This is a genomic window from Mammaliicoccus sp. F-M27, assembly GCF_022387115.1.
In the GTDB taxonomy this organism is placed as follows: domain Bacteria; phylum Bacillota; class Bacilli; order Staphylococcales; family Staphylococcaceae; genus Mammaliicoccus; species Mammaliicoccus vitulinus.
The window spans coordinates 24,908-45,520 of sequence record NZ_JAJNIE010000016.1; the positions used below are offsets into that span (position 1 = coordinate 24,908).

General features: G+C 32.4%; 20 protein-coding genes and 1 riboswitch. Of the genes, 8 read left to right on the forward strand and 12 right to left on the reverse strand.

Going from position 1 to position 20,613, the window contains the following annotated elements:
* Window positions 1–5: 5 nt before the first annotated feature.
* From LQ598_RS12355 to LQ598_RS12375, 5 genes are all read left to right on the forward strand, one after another.
* Window positions 6–209, forward strand: a complete 204-nt coding sequence (locus LQ598_RS12355) for a DUF6501 family protein (RefSeq protein WP_016912576.1) — start codon at window positions 6–8, stop codon at window positions 207–209.
* 95 nt (window positions 210–304) lie between these two features.
* A complete protein-coding gene (locus LQ598_RS12360; RefSeq protein ID WP_016912577.1) occupies window positions 305–1,102 on the forward strand; it encodes an ATP-binding protein in 798 nt (265 codons plus the stop codon).
* Between the two features lie 10 nt (window positions 1,103–1,112).
* Entirely contained in the window at window positions 1,113–2,999 is a 1,887-nt protein-coding gene (locus tag LQ598_RS12365; RefSeq protein ID WP_016912578.1) for a vWA domain-containing protein, read from the forward strand.
* 114 nt (window positions 3,000–3,113) lie between these two features.
* Window positions 3,114–4,451 (forward strand): branched-chain amino acid transport system II carrier protein, encoded by a 1,338-nt coding sequence (gene brnQ / locus LQ598_RS12370; protein WP_107537273.1) that lies wholly within the window; start codon window positions 3,114–3,116, stop codon window positions 4,449–4,451.
* Between the two features lie 86 nt (window positions 4,452–4,537).
* Window positions 4,538–5,740 (forward strand): DUF819 family protein, encoded by a 1,203-nt coding sequence (locus tag LQ598_RS12375; protein ID WP_239745628.1) that lies wholly within the window; start codon window positions 4,538–4,540, stop codon window positions 5,738–5,740.
* A gap of 60 nt (window positions 5,741–5,800) precedes the next feature.
* Here the strand turns inward: LQ598_RS12375 and LQ598_RS12380 are convergent, their stop codons facing one another.
* The 3 genes from LQ598_RS12380 to LQ598_RS12390 are packed head-to-tail and all read right to left on the reverse strand — an operon-like array spanning window position 5,801 to window position 7,994.
* A complete protein-coding gene (locus LQ598_RS12380; RefSeq protein ID WP_103322308.1) occupies window positions 5,801–7,003 on the reverse strand; it encodes a toxic anion resistance protein in 1,203 nt (400 codons plus the stop codon).
* Entirely contained in the window at window positions 6,996–7,709 is a 714-nt protein-coding gene (locus LQ598_RS12385) for a 5-bromo-4-chloroindolyl phosphate hydrolysis family protein (RefSeq protein WP_016912582.1), read from the reverse strand. The genes LQ598_RS12380 and LQ598_RS12385 overlap by 8 nt, the downstream gene beginning before the upstream one ends.
* 15 nt (window positions 7,710–7,724) lie before the next feature.
* On the reverse strand, window positions 7,725–7,994 hold the full coding sequence (locus tag LQ598_RS12390) for an acylphosphatase (RefSeq protein ID WP_016912583.1): 270 nt from the start codon (window positions 7,992–7,994) through the stop codon (window positions 7,725–7,727).
* 147 nt (window positions 7,995–8,141) lie between these two features.
* Between LQ598_RS12390 and LQ598_RS12395 the strand changes: the two genes are divergently transcribed.
* Both LQ598_RS12395 and cspA read left to right on the forward strand, forming a co-directional pair.
* Complete coding sequence (locus tag LQ598_RS12395) at window positions 8,142–8,444, forward strand: DUF1033 family protein (RefSeq protein ID WP_119596242.1); 303 nt, start codon at window positions 8,142–8,144, stop codon at window positions 8,442–8,444.
* Between the two features lie 168 nt (window positions 8,445–8,612).
* Window positions 8,613–8,813: a cold shock protein CspA gene (gene cspA, locus LQ598_RS12400; RefSeq protein ID WP_016912585.1), complete on the forward strand. Its 201-nt coding sequence runs from the start codon at window positions 8,613–8,615 to the stop codon at window positions 8,811–8,813.
* Window positions 8,814–9,183: 370 nt separating this feature from the next.
* On the opposite strand, the gene lysA is transcribed toward cspA, so the two are convergent.
* The 9 genes from lysA to LQ598_RS12445 all read right to left on the reverse strand — a co-directional run bounded on the left by lysA (window position 9,184) and on the right by LQ598_RS12445 (window position 19,368).
* Window positions 9,184–10,449, reverse strand: coding sequence for a diaminopimelate decarboxylase (gene lysA, locus LQ598_RS12405; RefSeq protein ID WP_103322310.1), 1,266 nt, complete (start codon window positions 10,447–10,449; stop codon window positions 9,184–9,186).
* Entirely contained in the window at window positions 10,446–11,519 is a 1,074-nt protein-coding gene (locus tag LQ598_RS12410; RefSeq protein ID WP_107537044.1) for an alanine racemase, read from the reverse strand. The genes lysA and LQ598_RS12410 overlap by 4 nt, the downstream gene beginning before the upstream one ends.
* Window positions 11,519–12,667, reverse strand: coding sequence for a M20 metallopeptidase family protein (locus LQ598_RS12415; protein WP_107537045.1), 1,149 nt, complete (start codon window positions 12,665–12,667; stop codon window positions 11,519–11,521). Before LQ598_RS12415 ends, LQ598_RS12410 begins: the two co-directional genes overlap by 1 nt.
* A 70-nt stretch (window positions 12,668–12,737) precedes the next feature.
* On the reverse strand, window positions 12,738–13,454 hold the full coding sequence (gene dapD / locus LQ598_RS12420) for a 2,3,4,5-tetrahydropyridine-2,6-dicarboxylate N-acetyltransferase (RefSeq protein WP_016911451.1): 717 nt from the start codon (window positions 13,452–13,454) through the stop codon (window positions 12,738–12,740).
* 1 nt (window position 13,455) lies between these two features.
* Window positions 13,456–14,193, reverse strand: a complete 738-nt coding sequence (gene dapB, locus LQ598_RS12425) for a 4-hydroxy-tetrahydrodipicolinate reductase (RefSeq protein ID WP_016911452.1) — start codon at window positions 14,191–14,193, stop codon at window positions 13,456–13,458.
* Window positions 14,190–15,080 carry a 4-hydroxy-tetrahydrodipicolinate synthase gene (dapA, locus tag LQ598_RS12430; protein WP_016911453.1) on the reverse strand — a complete coding sequence of 297 codons (891 nt, stop codon included), beginning with the start codon at window positions 15,078–15,080 and terminating at the stop codon, window positions 14,190–14,192. The genes dapB and dapA overlap by 4 nt, the downstream gene beginning before the upstream one ends.
* A gap of 17 nt (window positions 15,081–15,097) precedes the next feature.
* The gene (locus LQ598_RS12435) at window positions 15,098–16,081 is read right to left on the reverse strand and encodes an aspartate-semialdehyde dehydrogenase (protein ID WP_016911454.1); all 984 of its coding nucleotides are present in this window, start codon (window positions 16,079–16,081) and stop codon (window positions 15,098–15,100) included.
* Between the two features lie 20 nt (window positions 16,082–16,101).
* On the reverse strand, window positions 16,102–17,304 hold the full coding sequence (locus LQ598_RS12440; RefSeq protein ID WP_107537047.1) for an aspartate kinase: 1,203 nt from the start codon (window positions 17,302–17,304) through the stop codon (window positions 16,102–16,104).
* 87 nt (window positions 17,305–17,391) lie between these two features.
* Window positions 17,392–17,567, reverse strand: a riboswitch (Lysine riboswitch).
* A 202-nt stretch (window positions 17,568–17,769) separates the two neighbouring features.
* Complete coding sequence (locus LQ598_RS12445; protein ID WP_016911456.1) at window positions 17,770–19,368, reverse strand: ABC-F family ATP-binding cassette domain-containing protein; 1,599 nt, start codon at window positions 19,366–19,368, stop codon at window positions 17,770–17,772.
* 143 nt (window positions 19,369–19,511) lie between these two features.
* Between LQ598_RS12445 and LQ598_RS12450 the strand changes: the two genes are divergently transcribed.
* Window positions 19,512–20,414, forward strand: a complete 903-nt coding sequence (locus tag LQ598_RS12450; protein WP_016911457.1) for a CvfB family protein — start codon at window positions 19,512–19,514, stop codon at window positions 20,412–20,414.
* Window positions 20,415–20,613: the final 199 nt, after the last annotated feature.

The following is a 20,613-nucleotide window of genomic DNA, read 5'->3' on the forward strand; positions in this document are numbered from 1 at the left end:
TATTTATGTTACATGAAACTTGGAAAGACAATCACGTTATTAAAAATGTCGAAGTTACCCATACTGATGCAGAAAAATTCAAAGTATCTGATATGTTAACAGTAGGGAAAGTATACGACGTAGTGAATGAAACTGAAGAGTATTATCAAATTATTGATAATTCTGGACATGTGGGCGGATACTACAAAACATACTTTAAAGAAGTTTAACGTGAAAAAATATTAAAAATTAGAGAAAAGCTCTATATTAATTATAGAACTTTTCTCTTTTTAGGTTTATTAATTGTGAATTAAAGGAGAACACTATGGCAAATTTCAATAAATATATGAATAATGATGAAACAATATACGATGATGCATTATCCATGATAAAACTTAATAAAAATATACTTTTAAAAGGACCAACTGGTTCAGGTAAGACTAAATTAGCAGAAACACTCGCACTTGATTTAAATAAACCTATGCATTCGGTAAACTGTTCAGTAGATTTAGATGCTGAAAGTTTATTAGGCTTTAAAACTATAGAAACTAATGAACAAGGTCATCAAGAAATCGTCTTTATCGATGGTCCCGTTATTAAAGCTATGAAAAATGGTGACATTTTATATATTGATGAAATTAATATGGCAAAACCTGAAACTTTACCTATTTTAAATGGTGTTTTGGACTTCAGAAGAGCATTGACTAATCCTTTTACTGGTGAAGTTGTGCAAGCTAAAGAAGGTTTCTCAGTTATAGCAGCTATTAACGTTGGTTATATTGGTACGTTACCAATGAACGAAGCGCTAAAAAATAGATTTGTCGTTCTAGATATTGATTATATAGATGGCGAAACGTTAAAAATGATTATAAAAGAACAAAGTCAATTAAAAGATGACGAAATAATTGATTCAATCATTCAATTTAATAAAGATTTGCGCATCATGTCTAGCCAAGGACAAATTTCTGAAGAATCAGCAAGTATAAGAGCTTTAATTGACCTTGCCGACTTAACTACAGTTATACCTGTTAGACGTGCAATTAAACGCGCAATTATCGACAAAATAGACGATGAAAGAGAACAACAAGCCATACAAAATGCGATTGAATTAATTTTCGAGTAAGGAGCATAACATGAGTGATCGTTTTATATTATTTAATGATGAACAAATCGATGCACAACAAATTATGATGTTAACAGATCTAGCAAAATTATTACTTGAAGATCCTAACGTTAAAGTCTCGTTTCAAAAATTCCAACATTATGACCCTATACAAAATACTTGTAATGTCAGTTTCAATTGGTTGCATCGTCCTGAACATATAACAAGAGCAGGACTAAAATCTGACATTATGTTAGATACAATCGGATTTAAGCACATTGACCCTTCAATTTACAAAGAAGTATTAGATGAGTCATTTGAACATATGAACTTTTTCAAACAATTATTTATGCTCATTGAAGAATATAGACTATCTCATATCATCATAAATAAAAGACCCGTAACGAAAAAATTATTTAAGCATAGATTAAATGTGAAAATTAAACAAAACAATAGTCAAATCCATGTATATCAAACTAAAACAACTTATACTGATTTACTATTTTTAGCCATTGAACATGCTATCTTAAATGAGAACTTTATAAATAACATTACAATACACGAAGATTTTGATGATGTGCTCGTACAAGTCTTCAATAGATTAACTCAAATTTTCAATTTACAAACTTCAGAAGATAGTTATGATTTAGCCGTTAGTATTATGATTTTAGTGGACTATTTATTAAAAGAAGATATGTTAAATCAGTATTATCATATACCTGAACGTATTTATCGATCATATGAAGAAGAGTGGACATTAGAAGATTTAAAAAGACAAGATGCTGCTCAAACAGATCAAAGTAATGAACAAGAACATGACCAAGAAGATGTTACGACTGAAGACGCTGAAACAAAAACAGCTGACAGTAAAGCTGATAGTGATTCATATTTAGAGATGGAATTACATGAAGGTGAAAATAGTGATGTCCTTTCAGATAATGAACGTGAAGGTGATGCATCAGATGATATGACCGACATGATGGAGAAAAAAGGTAAAGGTTCTAACGACACGATAGATGATGAAGAAGGTGGGGCTCAAGGTTTAAACAATCCTTACAATTTTAAGGGCGTAAACCAAAATGTGTCACTGTCATTCAATAAACCTGAAATTACACCAGACGATGTAGTGGCTTATAAAGAAGCTGTCGATAGTGTTCAGTTTGAAATTAAAGATTTAACGAGCATTATTCAAAAATCTATGAATCATCAATATAGTGATATTAGAGAGAATTTAACTAAAGGTAGACTTCAAAAGAACTTATTAAACTGGTTTATCGATGATCAATACAAATTATTCTTTAAAAAAGATGCGTTTAGTAGAAAACTAGATGCAACATTCACTTTATTAGTTGATGCGTCAGCAAGCATGCACGATAAAATGGAAGAAACTAAAAAAGGTGTCGTGTTGTTCCATGAAACGCTTAAAAATCTTGATATTAAACATGAAATATTAGGTTTTAGCGAAGATGCATTTGAAGCTGATAAATTAAATCAACCAAATACGATAGACGAACTGATTTTGTATAATGAATCTACACTTAAACAAAATGACGCGAGAATTATGACGCTTGAACCTCAAGATGACAATCGTGATGGCGTAGCTTTAAGAGTTGCTACACAGCACTTGCTACAAAGATCCGAGTCACAAAAATTCTTGATTGTGTTCTCTGATGGTGAACCATCAGCATTTGATTATGCAGAAGATGGTATTATTGATACACATGAAGCCGTAATTGAAGCTGATAAACAAGGCGTATATGTCTTTAATGTCTTTCTTAATCAAGATGTAATTGATGAAAGTACGAAGAGAACCGTTCATAATATTTACGGTAAACAAAGCTTGTTTGTAGAAGGTGTTGAAAACTTACCATACCAGCTTGCTCCTTTACTTAAAAAATTATTATTGCAATCTATATAATTAAATTTGAAAATTTTTACATTATTTTTTAAATTTTCAGAAATTTCATATGGACGAAAACTATCTCCAATGATAAAATATAAATTATTGTATGACCTAAAAGGAGTAAAATATATGAACAAGAATATTTTTGTAGTTGGATTTATGTTATTTGCGATATTCTTTGGGGCAGGGAATTTAATTTTCCCACCAGCACTTGGATTATCGAGTGGCCATTTCTTCTGGCCAGCTATATTTGGATTTGTTATTACGGGAATTGGTTTACCATTAGTTGGTGTAATTGCTGGTTCAATTGAAGAAAAGGGATATAGAGTATCATTAGGGAAAATACATCCTGTATTTGCAATTGTATTATTAGTTGCCATTTCTTTAACAATCGGACCGCTATTTGCAATACCACGTACTGCAGCAACTTCATTCGAGATGGGAATTACGCCAATATTTGAAACAACAAGTTCAATGGCTTTATTTATTTTCTCACTGATTTACTTTGTAATCGTATTTTACTTAAGTTTTAACTCAAGTAAAATGGTCGATAAAGTTGGCGCGATTTTAACGCCATTATTGTTAATTTCAATCACTGCTTTGATCATCAAAGCGTTCTTCACTTTAGGAGGACAACCAGCTGGAGCAGGGGATCTTGAGGTTTATAGCAGTGGTGGAACAAGCTTTGGTAAAGGTTTTGTAGAAGGGTACTTAACGATGGATGCCATTGCTGCCATTGCATTCTCAATGATTGTAATTACTGCAATTAAGAGTAAAGGCGTTACGAAAGAAACTGGTTTATTTAAACAAACTATTTTAGCTGGCGTTATTGCGGCTATCGCACTAGGCTTTATTTATGTTTCGTTAGGCTGGATAGGAAACCATATGAATGTTTCAGCTGAAACAATTAAAGAATTAAATGATAACGGACAAAATATCGGAACATATTTACTGACAACTGCAGCACATTTAGCATTTGGTGAATTTGGTAAATATTTAATAGGTATTATTGTTGCTTTAGCTTGTTTAACAACAGCTACAGGCTTAATCGTATCAGTAAGTGAATTCTTCCATGAATTAATACCTAAAATTTCATACAAATGGTTTGTGGCAATCTTCACTATAATTAGTTTTATACTTTCAAATCAAGGTTTAACAACAGTTATTAAAGGTTCACTACCTGTATTACTCGTATTATATCCAATTGCGATTACATCGGTATTGTTAATCTTATTAGCTAAATATGTTAATACACCACCAATTGCACAGCAGTTGTCTGTAGCATTTGTTACCATCATTTCATTTATATCAGTATTTAATCATTCAGGATGGGCAACAATTGGTTTTATTAATAAATTACCGTTAGCACCATATCAAATGGAATGGATTCCATTTGCAATCGTTGGATTTATTATTGGCTTTATTATAGGTAAAGTTAAAAACCAACCACCAATTGAATATAGTTAAATAAAAGATGGAATCTTCAAATTTATTTTGAAGATTCTTCTTTTTTATGTCATCATAATTATAAATATAGCAAAGGGGATGTTGTTATGTATTTAAATGCATTTATTAATAAAGATGAAACATGGCTTTTATGGGCCATTTTAGTGAGTATTGCAGCACTCAGCATTTATTTAGAACAAAGGTACGCTTTTGCTTCTAAAATAACCGGTGCCATCATTGCTTTAATTGGTTCTATGATATTATCTAACTTGAATATTATTCCAATAGAGTCACCGGTGTACGATCAAGTCTGGAATTATGTTATCCCTTTAGCAATTCCATTACTGTTATTTAGATCAAACATATTTAAAATATGGAAAGAAAGTAGACGACTGTTATTTATTTTCTTAATCAGTTCTATTGGCACGGTAGTAGGGATAGCAGTCGCATTTTTATTACTGCATCAATTTATACCGGAACTAGATAAAATAGGTGCTATGATGACAGGTAGCTATATTGGAGGCGGTGTAAACTTTGCTGCACTCAGTACTAAATTTCAAACACCTGGAGAACTCGTGTCAGCTACTGTAGTTGCAGATAATAGTGTCATGGCTTTTTATTTCATCGTACTCATTACATTACCTAACTTAAAATTTATTAAGAAACATTTCAAAAGACTACATACTGAAAATAATCAATCAGAAGGGAACAACGCTGAAGCATATTGGAAAAGAAATGAAATTAGTTTAAAAGATATTGCTTATTCATTTGCGATTGCATTTTCTTTAGTAGCTATAAGTTTTAAAATTTCTGAAACCGTAAACAGCGTCGTACCTAAAAGCAATCCGTTTATGGAAATTTTAGTTAGTATTATAGGCGATCAATTTTTATTATTAACAACGTTAACACTGATTATCGTAGCGATATTTAGTCGATTTTTCGAAAAATTAAATGCATCTGATGAGCTCGGTACATTTTTAATCTATATTTTCTTCGTTGTAATAGGGGTCCCAGCTTCAATTCCAATCATTATTAAGACGGCACCGTTATTATTTATTTTCGTAGCAATTATATTAATCTTCAATTTAGGCATAACACTTTCTTTCGGAAAACTATTTAAATTCAATATTGAAGAAATGTTACTCGCTAGTAATGCTAATGCTGGTGGACCAACAACGGCAGCTGCTTTAGCAATTTCTAATGGTTGGCATAGCCTAGTTGGACCAATATTGATTATCGGCACATTAGGATATGTTATTGGTAACTATGTCGGTACAATGATGGGATATTACTTAAGTCAATTTATGTAGAATATGCATTACTTATAGTTAAATAAAAAATGGAACTTCGATATCGAAGTTCCATTTTTATTATGATTTAAACGTATTTCTTAATTGGTGTTGTTCATCTTTAAGTTGTAAAAGCTTTGTTTTTAAATCTTGTTCTAATGTTTGTAATTCTTGTTCAGCTTGTTGACGTTTACGTGTACCGTCTTCTTGTATACGAAGTGTTTCTTGTATTGTATCTACAATATTTGTTTGTGTCGTCTTCAATGTTTCAATATCTACTATACCGCGTTCATTTTCTTCAGCAGTTCTTACAGCATTTTGTTTCAACATTTCAGAGTTCTTTAATAATAATTCGTTTGTAGTATCCGTAACTTTTTTCTGTGCTTCTGAAGCACCTTGTTGTCTTAATAAAGTTAATGCGATAGCCATTTGGTTTTTCCATAATGGGATACTCGTTAAAATAGAACTTTGAATTTTCTCTGCTAATGTTTGGTTAATGTTTTGGATCATTCTAATTTGTGGTGCAGATTGTAATGTGATTTGTCGAGATAGTTGTAAATCATAAATTCTCTTCTCAAGACGATTAATATATTGTTGTAAATCTGCTAATTCTTGAACATCCATTTGATTATTAGAAGACTTAACTTTGTTTTCAAGCTCAACGAGGTCATTTTGTTTCAATTCGTCTCGTTTCTTTTCTGCTGCAGCAATATAAATATTTAATGCATCAAAATAAGCTTTGTTTTCTTCATACAATTGATCTAATAAGCCAACATCTTTCATTAGCATATTTTGAGATTTTTGTAATTCAACTGATATACGGTCAACTTGTGCACCAACTGATTGATATTTACTGAACATTTCATTTACAGAACGTTCTGCTCTTCTAAAAATTCTCTTTAATCTAGATTTATTTTGCTTCTGTAATTCATCAGGATTCACTTCTTTTAATTTATTCATTAAATTTCTTAAAGAAGAACCAATTGGACCAACGTCTTTAGATTGGACTTGCGTTAGCATCTGATGAGAGAACTGAGATAACTTACTTTGAGCTTGCTGTCCGTATAGCAATAAACCATCATTATCTAAAGGTTTAATTTGTTTAGCAATTTCATTAATCTTGCGTTGATCTTCATCAGAAAACGATTTTTCATAAGTTGACGTCACATCAGATTTCGTTTGTTGTTCAGTTACTTCTGATTTTTGTGCTGCTAATTCATTAGATGAATCTTTAAAAGGGTCATCAATGAGATCATCAAATAAGTTTTTATTCGTTTCAGTCATCTTTACGCTCCATTTCATATTCGTATTTTTTTGCATTCTTTTTTAAATTTACTTTTTCTTTAGTTGATTCTGGTATTGCTTGTCTATAACTATTTCTATCTTTAGCTATATCAGCAAGTTCCATTTCAATATCTAATTGATGATAGCTAGATTCGTTGAGTTGTTTCAAATCTGCTACTAGCGTTCTTTTGTTCTCATCAATTGTAAGTTTAGTTTGTTTTAATTTTGCCTTTTCTTCTTTAGACTTATTAGGCATGCGTTGTAGCATTGTATAATTATCAATTAAATTTACAGTATTATCTAAATGTGAGTAGAAGAAACTTTCAACTGCGTAGAACTTTTCAGGTGATTGTTTAACTGTATTATAGATAGTACGGGCCAATTTAGCGACTTCATTTAAATTTTTAAATTCGCTATATGATCTTACACGCATATAATTCTTGTAAAGACGTTTCAACTTTGGTTGAGCGTCGTTTAATTGTTTTCTAATAAAATGAAATTCACGACGCGTCAAACCCATTTCTTTTAAATATTTTCTAGAACTATACCATTGAATAGGTAAAAAGCTAAATACATACGATCCCGCAAAAACAGCCGTATCAATCATAAAATGTAAATCCAATTGAAAAACACTAAATAAAAATGCGATAAATGCGATAGGTACAGACAGAAGTGCACCTAATACATATGATAAATTATATTTCATTGTCATCTTCCTAATTTATAACGTTTTGAAGTGCTTTGTTTTTTCGTCTAACGTCGTTTCTTCAACTGTATAATTTTCAACAACTGAAGCAGGCGCCACGCCTTGTATAACACCATTTGTAAATTTTTCTAAATCATCATTTTCGCCACTAGCATATATTTCTACATAATCGCTAACATTTTCAACGCTACCTATAATGTTATACTTTTTAGCGAGTTGTGCTGTAAAAAATCTAAAACCGACACCTTGTACGCGGCCAAAAACTTTAATATGTTTTCCGTTCATATTTATCACCTCATATATCCATTATAAAGGGTTACGTTTAAAAAAACTAATAATTAGGAACATAGGCATAAGCTATTCTCTTGATTTAATTTCTAATAAGATTTAAATTAATTCTAGGGCAATTTTCTAAACAGGGGAGTTTTTTAGATGTACAAAATCGTAACAATCCGAACAGATTATGAGGGTTGGTGGCTGTTTGATGGTTGGAAGGATAATATTATTAAAGAAATAGAATGTCACGATTATGATGAAATGGTTAAGCAGTATCAAAACTTACTTGAAAATTATCAAACTAAGTTTACAAACGAAGTTATAGGTAAACATAATATTCATGCCTTTTATAATAATTGTGATTTATCATATTGCGAAGACTGTGAAGAAGATTTACAAATTTTTTATAGTATTCTTATATTAAATGACAATTCTATTTATACACCTTTACCAAATTAATAAAATCTGAAAATATCTCAAATAGTATTGCATTTGGATATTGAGTAACGTATAATAAGTAATAGCAATATCGTTATTCCATATTGCAAATAACATTAATGATTCATTGTGTTTTTTGTAATATGCGAATATCGCATATTGAATTTTAGTCTTGGAGGTTTCACAATTATGAAACAAGGTACAGTAAAATGGTTTAACGCAGAAAAAGGATTTGGCTTTATTGAAATTGAAGGAGAAAATGACGTATTCGTACATTTCTCAGCAATTAACCAAGAAGGTTACAAATCTTTAGAAGAAGGTCAAGCAGTAGAATTCGAAGTAGTAGAAGGCGACCGTGGCCCACAAGCTGCAAACGTTGTAAAACTATAATATAAATGAATTTGAAAGACTAGAAAGAAACCCTAACAATGTTAGGGTTTCTTTCTGCTTTGAGATAATAATATTATTTGATAATGAATGATACTTATATCATTAAGAAGCGCAAAGATCTCTTCATTAGGTTATAGCCTAGTGAAGAGATCTTTTTTATTTTTAAATTTACGATTTTGCTATTTATCAAGTGGACCTCAACTTGATAATTTCAATGGCTCTATTTATCATGTGAGTCCTGACTTGATAAATTCACGGCCAAATCGCACGAAGACTCATAAGATAAACTAAAAAAGAGCACAAATTCTTCAAATAACAAGAATTTGCGCTCTTTTCTATTAATCTAGCATGTTAATGTCCTAGACTATTTTTATTTTACATCGTTCATAATTAATTGTTTTAATGATTGTCTTTTAATAACTTCTCTTGCTTTACCATCTTTAACAAATAGAACTGAAGGTTTTAACATTTGATTATAGTTAGAACTCATTGAGTAATGATAAGCTCCGGTAGACAATACTGCTATATAATCACCAATTTTTGTCGATTTAGGTAATTTCATGTCTCTTCCTATTAAATCTCCGGATTCACACAATTTACCTGCAATTGTTACTTCGTGCGTATCCTCATCATTTCTATTTACAAGTAATGCTTCATACTGTGCATCATACAGAGCTGTTCTAATATGATCACTCATACCACCATCTATTGATACATAAGTATTCACGTTCGGTATTTCTTTAATTGTACCGACTTGATATAACGTAACACCCGCTTCACCAACTATTGAGCGACCTGGTTCTATTGATATTTCTGGTATTGCCATTTCGTATTTCTTACTATTTTCTTTAATAGCGTCAGTTATAAGCTTAATACCATCTTCAATAGGGTAACTTTTATCTGCTTCTGTATATTGAATGCTAAATCCGCCACCTAAATTCAAGATATCAATTTCAATATCATGCGCTTTTAACCATTCGAATACGATTTGAATGGTATTAATTGTGCCATCTGCTTCAAATATTTGTGAGCCAATATGGAAGTGAATACCTTTAAAGTCTATTTTATCTGACGCTTGTAAAGCACGTACACCTTCTAATGCGGTACCATGTTTAATTGACAAGCCAAATTTGCTATCTTCTTGGCCAGTTTGAATAAATTCGTGTGTATGTGCTTCAACACCTGGATTAACTCTTAAAACAGCTTTAATTGGCTTAGAGGCAACGCGATTAATACGTTCGATTTCATCTAAAGAATCAATGACAAAGTATTCTACGCCACTTTCTATAGCATACTCTATTTCTTCATTTGTTTTGTTGTTACCATGGAAGTGTATTTTGCTCGGATTGAAGCCACTTGCTAAAGCTGTATATAATTCACCTTCAGAAACAACATCTAATCCCATTTGTTCTTCATCCATTAATTTAAATAACTGTATACTACTAAAAGCTTTAGATGCATAAGAAATATTATAAGACAATCCACTTTCTTTAAAAGCTTCATGAAATCTTCTACATTGATTTCTAATTTGTTCTTCATCATATACGATAGTAGGGGTACCAAAGCTTGCAGCTATTGTTTTTAACGACACATTCCCCATTGTTAGAACACCTTGCTCGTTATATTTTACTGTCATGATATAATCTCCTTTATTAATGAATGATGGTTCAAAGCACTAATTTGTTCAGAATTTGCGCCAACACCTTTAAATGTAAATTCATCTATCCTTATTTCATCACTATACATTGTGACGATATCTCCACTTTGTACAGAATCATCTACTTCGACAAACATGTGACTCATCATTAGACCGCGTATTGGATAACGCTTTTGATTGATCAACGCATCATATTTGGCTCTTGTCTTAAGTATGCCGTCACCATAACCAATATCAACTACAGCTATATTGCAGTCTTGCTCAGCAGTATATTGAAAGCTATATCCACACGTTTCTCCTTTTTTTATAGGACGAACTTGTATGACATTTGCAGTTATAGAAAAATTTTGTTCGGTAAGTGTAGTAGGTAAGGTGCTATACGGCCTAGAACCATATAATATGATGCCTAATCGTGCATGTGTATGTTTGTCTAATAATCCATCTTCACGGACATAACTCGCGCTATTTTGAGAGTGTATAAATTTAAATTTATAGCCCGCGTTTAAAATATGCGTTAAACAGTTATTCCATGCTGTTCTTTCAGTTTCATATTCATCACCATCAAATTCGTCAGCATAGCCAAAATGCGTCCAAATCCCTTCAATAATTGATTGATGCTCTGTAGGGAGGCTTGCATTATGTTCTAATGCTTCTATCATTTCATATTGATCCTTTAACCCTGAACGGTGTAATAAATTTTCTAGCTCTAAATGTAATTTAATACCTGCTAAAGATTCTATGTGCTCATAGAAGAACTTTAAAGAGGGCAATGTCATTGCAATATTATAGGTTTTTAACGTTTCAAATTCTACTGATGGATTCATGAGAAATATGTTCACATTTTGATTTAAGTTGCGTATTCTAATCGCTTCATGCAAAGAAGTCGTACTAAAAGTATGAATGCCTGCTTTTATAAAAGATTGGACAGCAAATTCTAAACCGAAATGATAAGCATCGTTTTTTACAACTGCCATAACATCATTATCGTGAATGACATTTTTTACATTATTAATAAATTTTTGTTCTTCAATTTTTATACGTGCTACCATTAAACGACCTCTCCTTGAGTTAATAAAGCTGTGTAATAATCAGCGATACTTATCAATATTTCTTCATCAAAATTCAATCTATTTGTGTGAAGACCATATACATAATCTTTTTCTATATTTCGTGTTCCGAAAAAGACAAAGTAACTTGGTGCTAAATTTCTATAAAAACTAAAGTCTTCTCCGAATAAATAAGGCTTTTCAAGTTCATGTTGTGTTAAATTAACTTCAGATAACGCATTTGTTACGCCTTCATAAAGACTGGCATCATTTATAGTAGGTGGATATCCTTCTGCGAATTTAAGTGTGCACGTTACATTAAATAATAATTCAACACTTGCTGCTATTTTTTGCATTTGATCTTTAACTATTTGAAGGTCATTCGTATCATAAGTTCTAATTGTACCTTCTAAATAGCCGTTTTGAGGAACGGTATTAATCGCTTCACCAACATTAAATTGGCCAACGTGTATGATATTACGATTGAGACCATTTAAATGAAATTGCTGTATTTGTGTAACTTGAGATAATACGTGCATCATTGCTTCAGAGGCCGCTTTACCTTCTTCTTTACTTGCCACATGACTAGACAAACCATCTAAATAGAACCTATACTCGGTCGCACTCGCTGTAATTTCGTCATTTTTAAACGCAACAGTTCCTGCATCTTCAAAAGGCATAATATGCACACCATATATCTTTTCGATATTATGTTTATCAAACACTTTCGATTGTATCAATTGATTAGCGCCAGCTTCTGTTTCTTCAGAAGGTTGATAAATAAATACAACATTATGAGGTAATTGATCTTTATCATATAAATCTTTACAACGTTTTGTAAAAAGCATAAGTGCTGTCGTATGGCCGTCATGCCCACATGCATGCATAACGTTATCGACCGTACTTTTATATGAAATATCGTTCACTTCTTGAATAGGTAAGGCATCAATATCTGCTCTATATGCAATTGTATGATTTGAATTACCCTTTAAATAGCCAATAATACCTGTTTGAATAGGGCGTTCATATGGAATTTCAAGTTCTTTTAAAAACGATTCAATAAATGCTGTTGTTTCATACTCTTGCATACTCAACTCAGGATGTTGATGCAAGTATCTTCTTGTATTTTGAACAAATTCTAATTCAGACATTAAACTCAGTCCCTTTATAGTATGTATAGAAAACGCCAATCAATATGATTGGCGCATTCATGTTATATAATTAATTTAAATTACGTAATGCAGATACAATTTCTTTTTTACCATCTTGAACATCTGCTGATTGTTTAATTACTTTAGCAGGTGTACCAGCAACGACTGCACCTTCAGGAACATCTTTCGTTACAATAGCACCAGCTGCTACAATTGCGCCTTTACCAATTCTTACACCTTCAAGAATAACTGCATTTGCACCAATTAATACATCGTCTTCAACAATAACAGGAGAAGCACTTGGTGGTTCAATTACGCCAGCTAATACTGCACCAGCACCAACATGAACATTTTTACCTGTTGTAGCACGGCCACCTAAAGTAGCATTCATATCTATCATAGTGCCTTCACCGACTACTGCACCAATATTAATTGTTGCACCCATCATAACTACAGCGCCATCTTCAATCACAGCATGTTCTCTAATGAAAGCACCTGGCTCAATACGTGCATTTGTATTTGTTAAATCTTTTAATGGAATTGCTGAATTACGACGATCATGTTCAATTTCTACATCAGTAAATGAAGATTTGTTGTTCTCATAAAAGCTCGTCCAATCATTCGCATCACAAAAAATTGTTTTTGATGATTCTGAACCAAATACTTTAAATGACTCTGGGAACTCAACATTTTCAAATTGCCCATTTACATAAACTTTTAATGGCGTTACTTTCTCCGCCTCACTAATATATTGAATAATTTCTTCTGCTGTAAAATCTTTAACCATGTTAAATTCTCTCCTCATTTAAGTTATTGTATGTGTAATATCCATTTTCTTTATTTACTAAAACATCAGCTACATTAATAGCGCCGTTTGCAAAGATATCTTTAGATTGTGCACGGTGAGTAATTTCAATTGTCTCATCGTGTCCTGCAAACAATACTTGATGTTCTCCAACAATTGTACCACCTCGTTGAGAGCTAATTCCAATTTCTGCTGCTTCACGTTTAGATGAAGACTCATGTCTATCATAAACGGGCACTGACTGTTCTCTTTTTTCTTTAATCGCATCATATAGTTGTACAAGTGTACCACTAGGTGCATCTACTTTTTTATTATGATGTTTTTCAATCATTTCAATATCAAAGTCTTCCAGTAATGGGACAGCATATTGAATAATTTCTTTAAGTATGTGAACACCATAACTCATATTAGCACTGAAGAATACAGGCATATGAGCAGATTTTTCTTTTAGTTTTTCAATCACTTTTTCTTTTTCACCAGTTGTTGCTATGACTAAAGGTAACGTAAAATCTTCTTCTAACAACGGTAATAACAGTTCAGGATTTGAAAAATCGATCGCAACATCCGCTTCCGGTGCTTTAGAAATTGAATTGAAAGCAGGGTAGGGATATTGTTTAGACGGATCCTTTACAATTACACCTACAATTTCGTTATCTCTTTCTTCAGCTAATCTTGCGACGCGTTCATTCATAGCGCCGTAACCAATTAATAATATTCTCATTGTTTTACACCATCTTTGAAAGTATTAAATGCTTCACTTAAAATAGTTCTTTCTTTTTCCTCTAAAGTTACAAGTGGTAATCTCACTTCATATTGCCCAAATCCTAATTCAGAAGTGAGTAACTTAATTGGTACTGGATTAACATCGACACTTAAGTGATTTAATAAAGTCACAATTTCTGCATTTAAAGCAGTAGCTTGTTCTAATTGATCATTTGAAACGTAATCATATAATTGTTGTGTTTCAAATGGTATCGCGTTAGCAACTACGGAAATAAGTCCATCGCCACCTAGACGATAATAATCGTACATATTGTCATCATTGCCACTATATAAAGCAAAATCACTTGGTAATTTACTTTTTAAAGTTTTTGCATATTCTAAATCGCCAGTTGCATCTTTAAGTGCAACGATATATGGATTTTCACTTAATTTAAGCACCGTATCAATTTCTATCGTCATGTTCGTTCTTGAAGGCACATTGTATAGAACGACTGGCAATGCAATTTCATTAGCAATTTTAGTGAAATGCGCAATTAAACCTCGTTGACTTGTTTTATTATAGTAAGGTGTAATTAACATAATTGCATCTGCACCTAATTCTTTTGCTTTAATAGAAGCCTCAATTGAAGCTTGTGTATTATTTGTACCTGTTCCTGCAATAACAGGCACACGGCCATTCACTTTTTTAATACCGCATTCTAATAAAGCGTTTCTTTCTTCAGCTGTCAAGGTTGGGTTCTCAGCTGTTGTACCGTTGATAATAATACTTTTAACGCCATTCTCTATTAAAAATTCTATATGATTTTCAAATGCTTCGTAGTCTACATCCTCGTTTGTAAATGGTGTTGTTAGGGCAACGCCCACACCCGTAAAAATATGTGACATACTTAACACTCCTCATTTTATTTATTTAATTGCATAACTTGTTCTAACACTTGAACTGCATTTAAACTTGCACCTTTTAGTAAATTATCTGAAGTACACCAAATATGGAAAGTATTATCTAAAGAATCATCTTTACGAATTCTTCCAACAAATACTTCATCTTTACCAGTAGAGTGTATAGCTAATGGGTATTCGTTATTTTCAACATTATCTACTAATACAACTCGATCATCTTCTTTAAATAAGTTCTTGATGTCTTCAACTGTTGCTTCTTTATCTAATGTTACGTTCATGTGGACACTGTGGCTATCTTGTACAGGTACACGCACACAAGTCGCTGTAACATTTAGAGACGGTTGATCTAAAATTTTTCTCGTTTCTTCAATCATCTTTTGTTCTTCTTTTGTATAACCATCTTCTAAAAATACATCTATATGTGGTAACACGTTATTATATATTGGGTGAGGATAGTTCTTAGGTGCTTCACCTTTTTCACCATTAGACAAATCTTCACGACCAGCAAGTCCCGAACCTGATACTGCTTGGTAAGTTGTATAAGCAACTCTTTTTAAACCAAATGTATCTAATAAAGGTTTCAATGGCACGACTGATTGAATAGTTGAACAGTTCGGATTCGCAATGATTTTACGATCTAATTTCGGTTCGTTAACTTCTGGAACGATTAAATCAATACCTTCATGCATTCTCCATTGACTAGAATTATCTATAACAATAGCGCCATGTTTTTCAAATAGTGGTGCGAATGCTTTACTTGTTCCGCCACCAGCGCTCATAATCACATAATCAAATTGACCATCTGTTTTTTCTTCCGTTAAAGCTTCAACAGTATATGTTTTTCCTTGAAATTCAACTTCTTTACCTGCTGATCTTGGTGATGAAAATAGTACTAGTTCATCAAATGGTATATTCTTTCTATCTAATACTTCTAATACTTTTTCTCCTACTAAACCTGTTGCACCTACAACTGCTAATTTTGTCATTTTTTTCACTCCATCATCAATTATATATTAAACGCTTCACTTAAAGTTCGAACGGCAGTTTCACCTAAATCACGATCAACGACATAAGAAATACTAATTTCTGAAGTCGTTGTTTGATAAAAGCGTATGTCATGACTAATTAAAGTACGAAAAGCTTTTGAAGCTATTCCAGACATATCTCTCATACCAGTTCCGATTACAGAAAGTTTCGCGTAATTATCTTTCATTTTGTAACGCAGGTGAGGATAATCCTCAGTTAAGCTTTCAATAATTTGTTCGATTTGTACAACTTCTGAGTCTTTAATCGTAAATGAAAGCTGTAATCCTTGTTGATTTTCAATTTGTGAAATCATATCAACATTCATTGCTTGTTCTTCTAAAGCATCAAACAAATTTTGTAATAATGCGAAGTTTTGCATTGGATAAGTTAAAGTAACATGAATCATATGTTTATCTAATGCGACTCCTGTGACTGCTTTTTTCTCTAAAATCTCTGTTTGTGGCATAATCCATGTTCCTTTCACGTTCGATAATGTTCTACCAAGATAAAGAGGTGTATTGTAATTTTTAGCGATTTCGACACTTCTTGATTCTAATACACCTGCACCTAGAGCGCTCATTTCCATCATTTCTTCATAAGAAACTTCATTTAATAACTTCGCTTCTTTATAAATTCTAGGATCAGTACCATATACACCTTCGACATCTGTATAGATTTCACATGATGTATCGATACTCGCTGCAATCGCAACTGCTGTTGTATCAGAACCACCACGACCTAAAGTGGTAATTTCTAAATGATCATTTACACCTTGAAATCCTGCAACAACGAGTATGTCATTCGTTTCAAAAGCTGTTTCAAATCGCAACGCATCAATTTCTGCGATTTTACTTTTCAAATGATGACCAACCGTTTTAATACCAGCTTGATAACCCGTCATTGCTTTCGTTTGAACACCTATATCATTTAATACCATAGAAAGATATGAAATAGTCTGTTGTTCTCCAGTTGTTAAAAGCATAGCTAAATGTTCATCTTTAGGTCGAGAGGTTAGTGCGCTAATATTCTCAAGTAAAGAATCTGTCGTTTTACCCATAGCGCTAACCACTACTACTAATTGTTCTCCATTATCAACGCGTGATTTCAACATATACGCGATGTTTTTAATCTTGTTAAAATCACCGACGGACGTACCGCCAAACTTTAATACACTTTGCTTCAAAATAATTCCTCCTATAAATCGGGAGGTCAACGCCGTAATATAAATAAAAAAACAAGCTCGGCATCCGAACTTGTTTTAATTTATATATACAAGTGATGCACTCCATTATTCCTAAGATAATGACAGACAACTAGCTCTTAACCTAAATGTCCAACATAATATTTCTGCAAAAATATAATGTTTCGGCATCGCACCCTTTCGCTCCTTAAAGATTGCAGTCTAATAGGGGAGTTACTAATGATTGATGCGCCTCATCAAAAACATATTCAATTGGTATGCATTCATTATACATAGAAAGAATATTGATGTAAAGAGAGAAAACAGATAAATTCAAAAGTTCTAACTATTTCAACAATTGTTGGAAAAACATGGATACTATGGAGATTCATTCATATTATCTTTTGACATAAAAAAAGCTTCAATCCAACTATAAGTGGATTGAAGCTTCTCTATATATCATATTAATTATAAAAGACCTGAATCTTTCAAGTATTCTTCATAAGTGATTTCTTTAGAAATAACACCGTCTTCTTTAATATCTATAACTCTATTTGCAATTGTGTTAATAAACTCGAAGTCAAATGATGTGAAAATTAAAGAACCTTTGAAATTCTTCAATCCATCATTTACTGCAGTAATACTTTCTAAGTCTAAGTGGTTAGTTGGCTCGTCTAATAATAATACGTTAGAGCTTGACAACATCATTTTACTTAACATACATCTTACTTTTTCTCCACCTGAAAGTACGTTTGCTTTTTTCTTAACTTCTTCACCACTAAATAACATACGTCCTAAGAATCCTCTTAAGAATGTTTCTGTTTGTTCTTCTGGTGGTGCATATTGTCTTAACCAATCAACTAAGTTCAAATTAACACCTTCAAAGAACTCTGAGTTATCTTTTGGTAAATAAGACTGACTTGTCGTAACGCCCCATTTAACTGTTCCTTCATCAGGTTCAAGTTCTCCAGCTAAAATACGTAGTAGGGTAGTTTTAGCAATTTCACTTTCTCCTATTAATACTGCTTTATCATTAGGATTCATCGTGAACGATACATTGCTTAATACTTTTTTACCGTCAATTGTTTTAGAAACACCTTGAACTTGTAATAATTCGTTACCAACATCTCTATCCATAGTGAAATTAACGTATGGGTAACGTCTTGATGATGGTTGAATATCATCAAGTTCAATTTTATCTAACATTTTCTTACGACTTGTTGCTTGTTTAGATTTAGAAGCGTTAGCGCTAAATCGAGCAATAAAGTCTTCTAATTCTTTAATACGTTCTTCTTTTTTCTTGTTTTGATCTTGAGCCATTTGAGAAACAAGTTGACTTGATTGATACCAGAAGTCGTAGTTCCCAACAAATAATTTAATTTTACCGTAATCTAAGTCAGCAATATGCGTACATACGTTGTTTAAAAAGTGTCTATCATGTGATACGACAATAACAGTATTCTCAAAATTAAATAAGAAATCTTCTAACCAAGCAATTGCCTTAATATCTAAACCGTTTGTAGGTTCATCTAGTAATAGAACATCTGGATCACCAAATAAACTTTGTGCAAGTAACACTTTAACTTTTTGATTGTTTTCTAACTCAGACATTTGTTTGTCATGCAACTCATCTTTAATACCTAAACCTGAAAGTAAAACAGATGCATCCGCTTCAGCGTTCCATCCATTCATTTCACCAAATTCACCTTCAAGCTCTGCTGCACGCATACCGTCTTCATCAGAGAAATCTGGTTTCATATAAATTTCATTCTTTTCAGTCATAACTTGCCATAATTTTTCATGACCTTTTAATACAACATCGATTACTTTTTCATCTTCATGTGAAAAGTGATCTTGTTTTAATACTGCTAAACGTTCATCTTTACCAAGTGAAACGTGGCCTGATTGAGAATCCAATTCCCCAGATAAGACTTTTAAGAACGTTGATTTTCCTGCGCCATTAGCGCCAATAAGTCCGTAACAGTTTCCTGGTATGAACTTAATACTTACATCTTCAAATAGCTTACGATCGCCAAATCGCAAACTTACATTAGTGACTTGTAACATTAAATGACTCCTTTTCATTAATACTTCTATCGATGAATTATATCATAAATCAAACAAAAAAGGGCAAGAGATTGAACAGTCGTTACACGAAGAAAAATACATGTTATAATGAATAAACGAAAAAGATAAGAATGGAGAATGACATGGCAAATGATACAGAGACACTTGTAGGTCGCATAGACTTTTTAAAAGTGGATAGATTAGAAGGTTCAACATACCATTTACTTGGACCAAATAGTGAAAGAATTAAAATGAATGCTTCAGAAGTAGGCGAAGATGATCAGTTAGAAATAGGCGAAGATTATAGTTTCTTCGTATATCCAAGTCGATCAGGAGAATTATTCGCTACTCAAAACATGCCTTCAATAACAAAAGACCGTTATGATTGGGTAAAAGTATTAAGAGTAGACAGAGATGGCGCATCAGTAGATGTAGGATTACCAAGAGAAGTATCAATACCTTGGGAAGATTTACCAAAAGTAGAAGAATTGTGGCCACAAAATGGTGACATGATTTTCTGTACACTTAGAATAGATAGTCATAGTCAAATGTTTGCGAGGTTAGCAACTGAAACAATCGTTGACACAATGTTTAAAGTCGCAGAAGAATCAATATTACATCAACACGTTACAGCTAGACCTTATAGATTATTAAGAGTAGGTACTTTCTTATTATCTAAAGAAGGCTACAAAATATTTGTACACGAATCAGAACGTAGACATGAACCAAGACTTGGTGAAGAAATGGACGTTAGAATCATCGGCGTAAAAGAAAACGGTGAACTAAACGGATCATTCTTACCATTAGCTCATGAAAGATTAGACGAAGATGGCCAAGTTATATTCGATTTACTCGTAGAATATGATGGAGAACTGCCATTTTGGGATAAATCAAATCCAGAAGCTATAAAAGAAGTATTTAATATGAGTAAAGCTAGCTTTAAACGAGCAATCGGTAGATTATACAAACAAAAGCTCATCACAATAGAGACAGGTAAAATCACCATCACTCAAAAAGGCTGGTCTCAAGTTAAAAAAGAAGATTAATCAAGAATAAATAAAACATACTAAGATTAGCTATGAAGAAATCTATGACGATAGATTTTTTCATAGCTATTTTTTATAGTTATAGAGAGGAGTAGACTGTGCGATCTCTTGGGTTTGAAATCCGTAAAAAAAACTAGTCAGCTTTACTCTCGCCTTTTGAAATTCGATTGTAGTATGTTGGGTTCTTGAAACCGTGTAT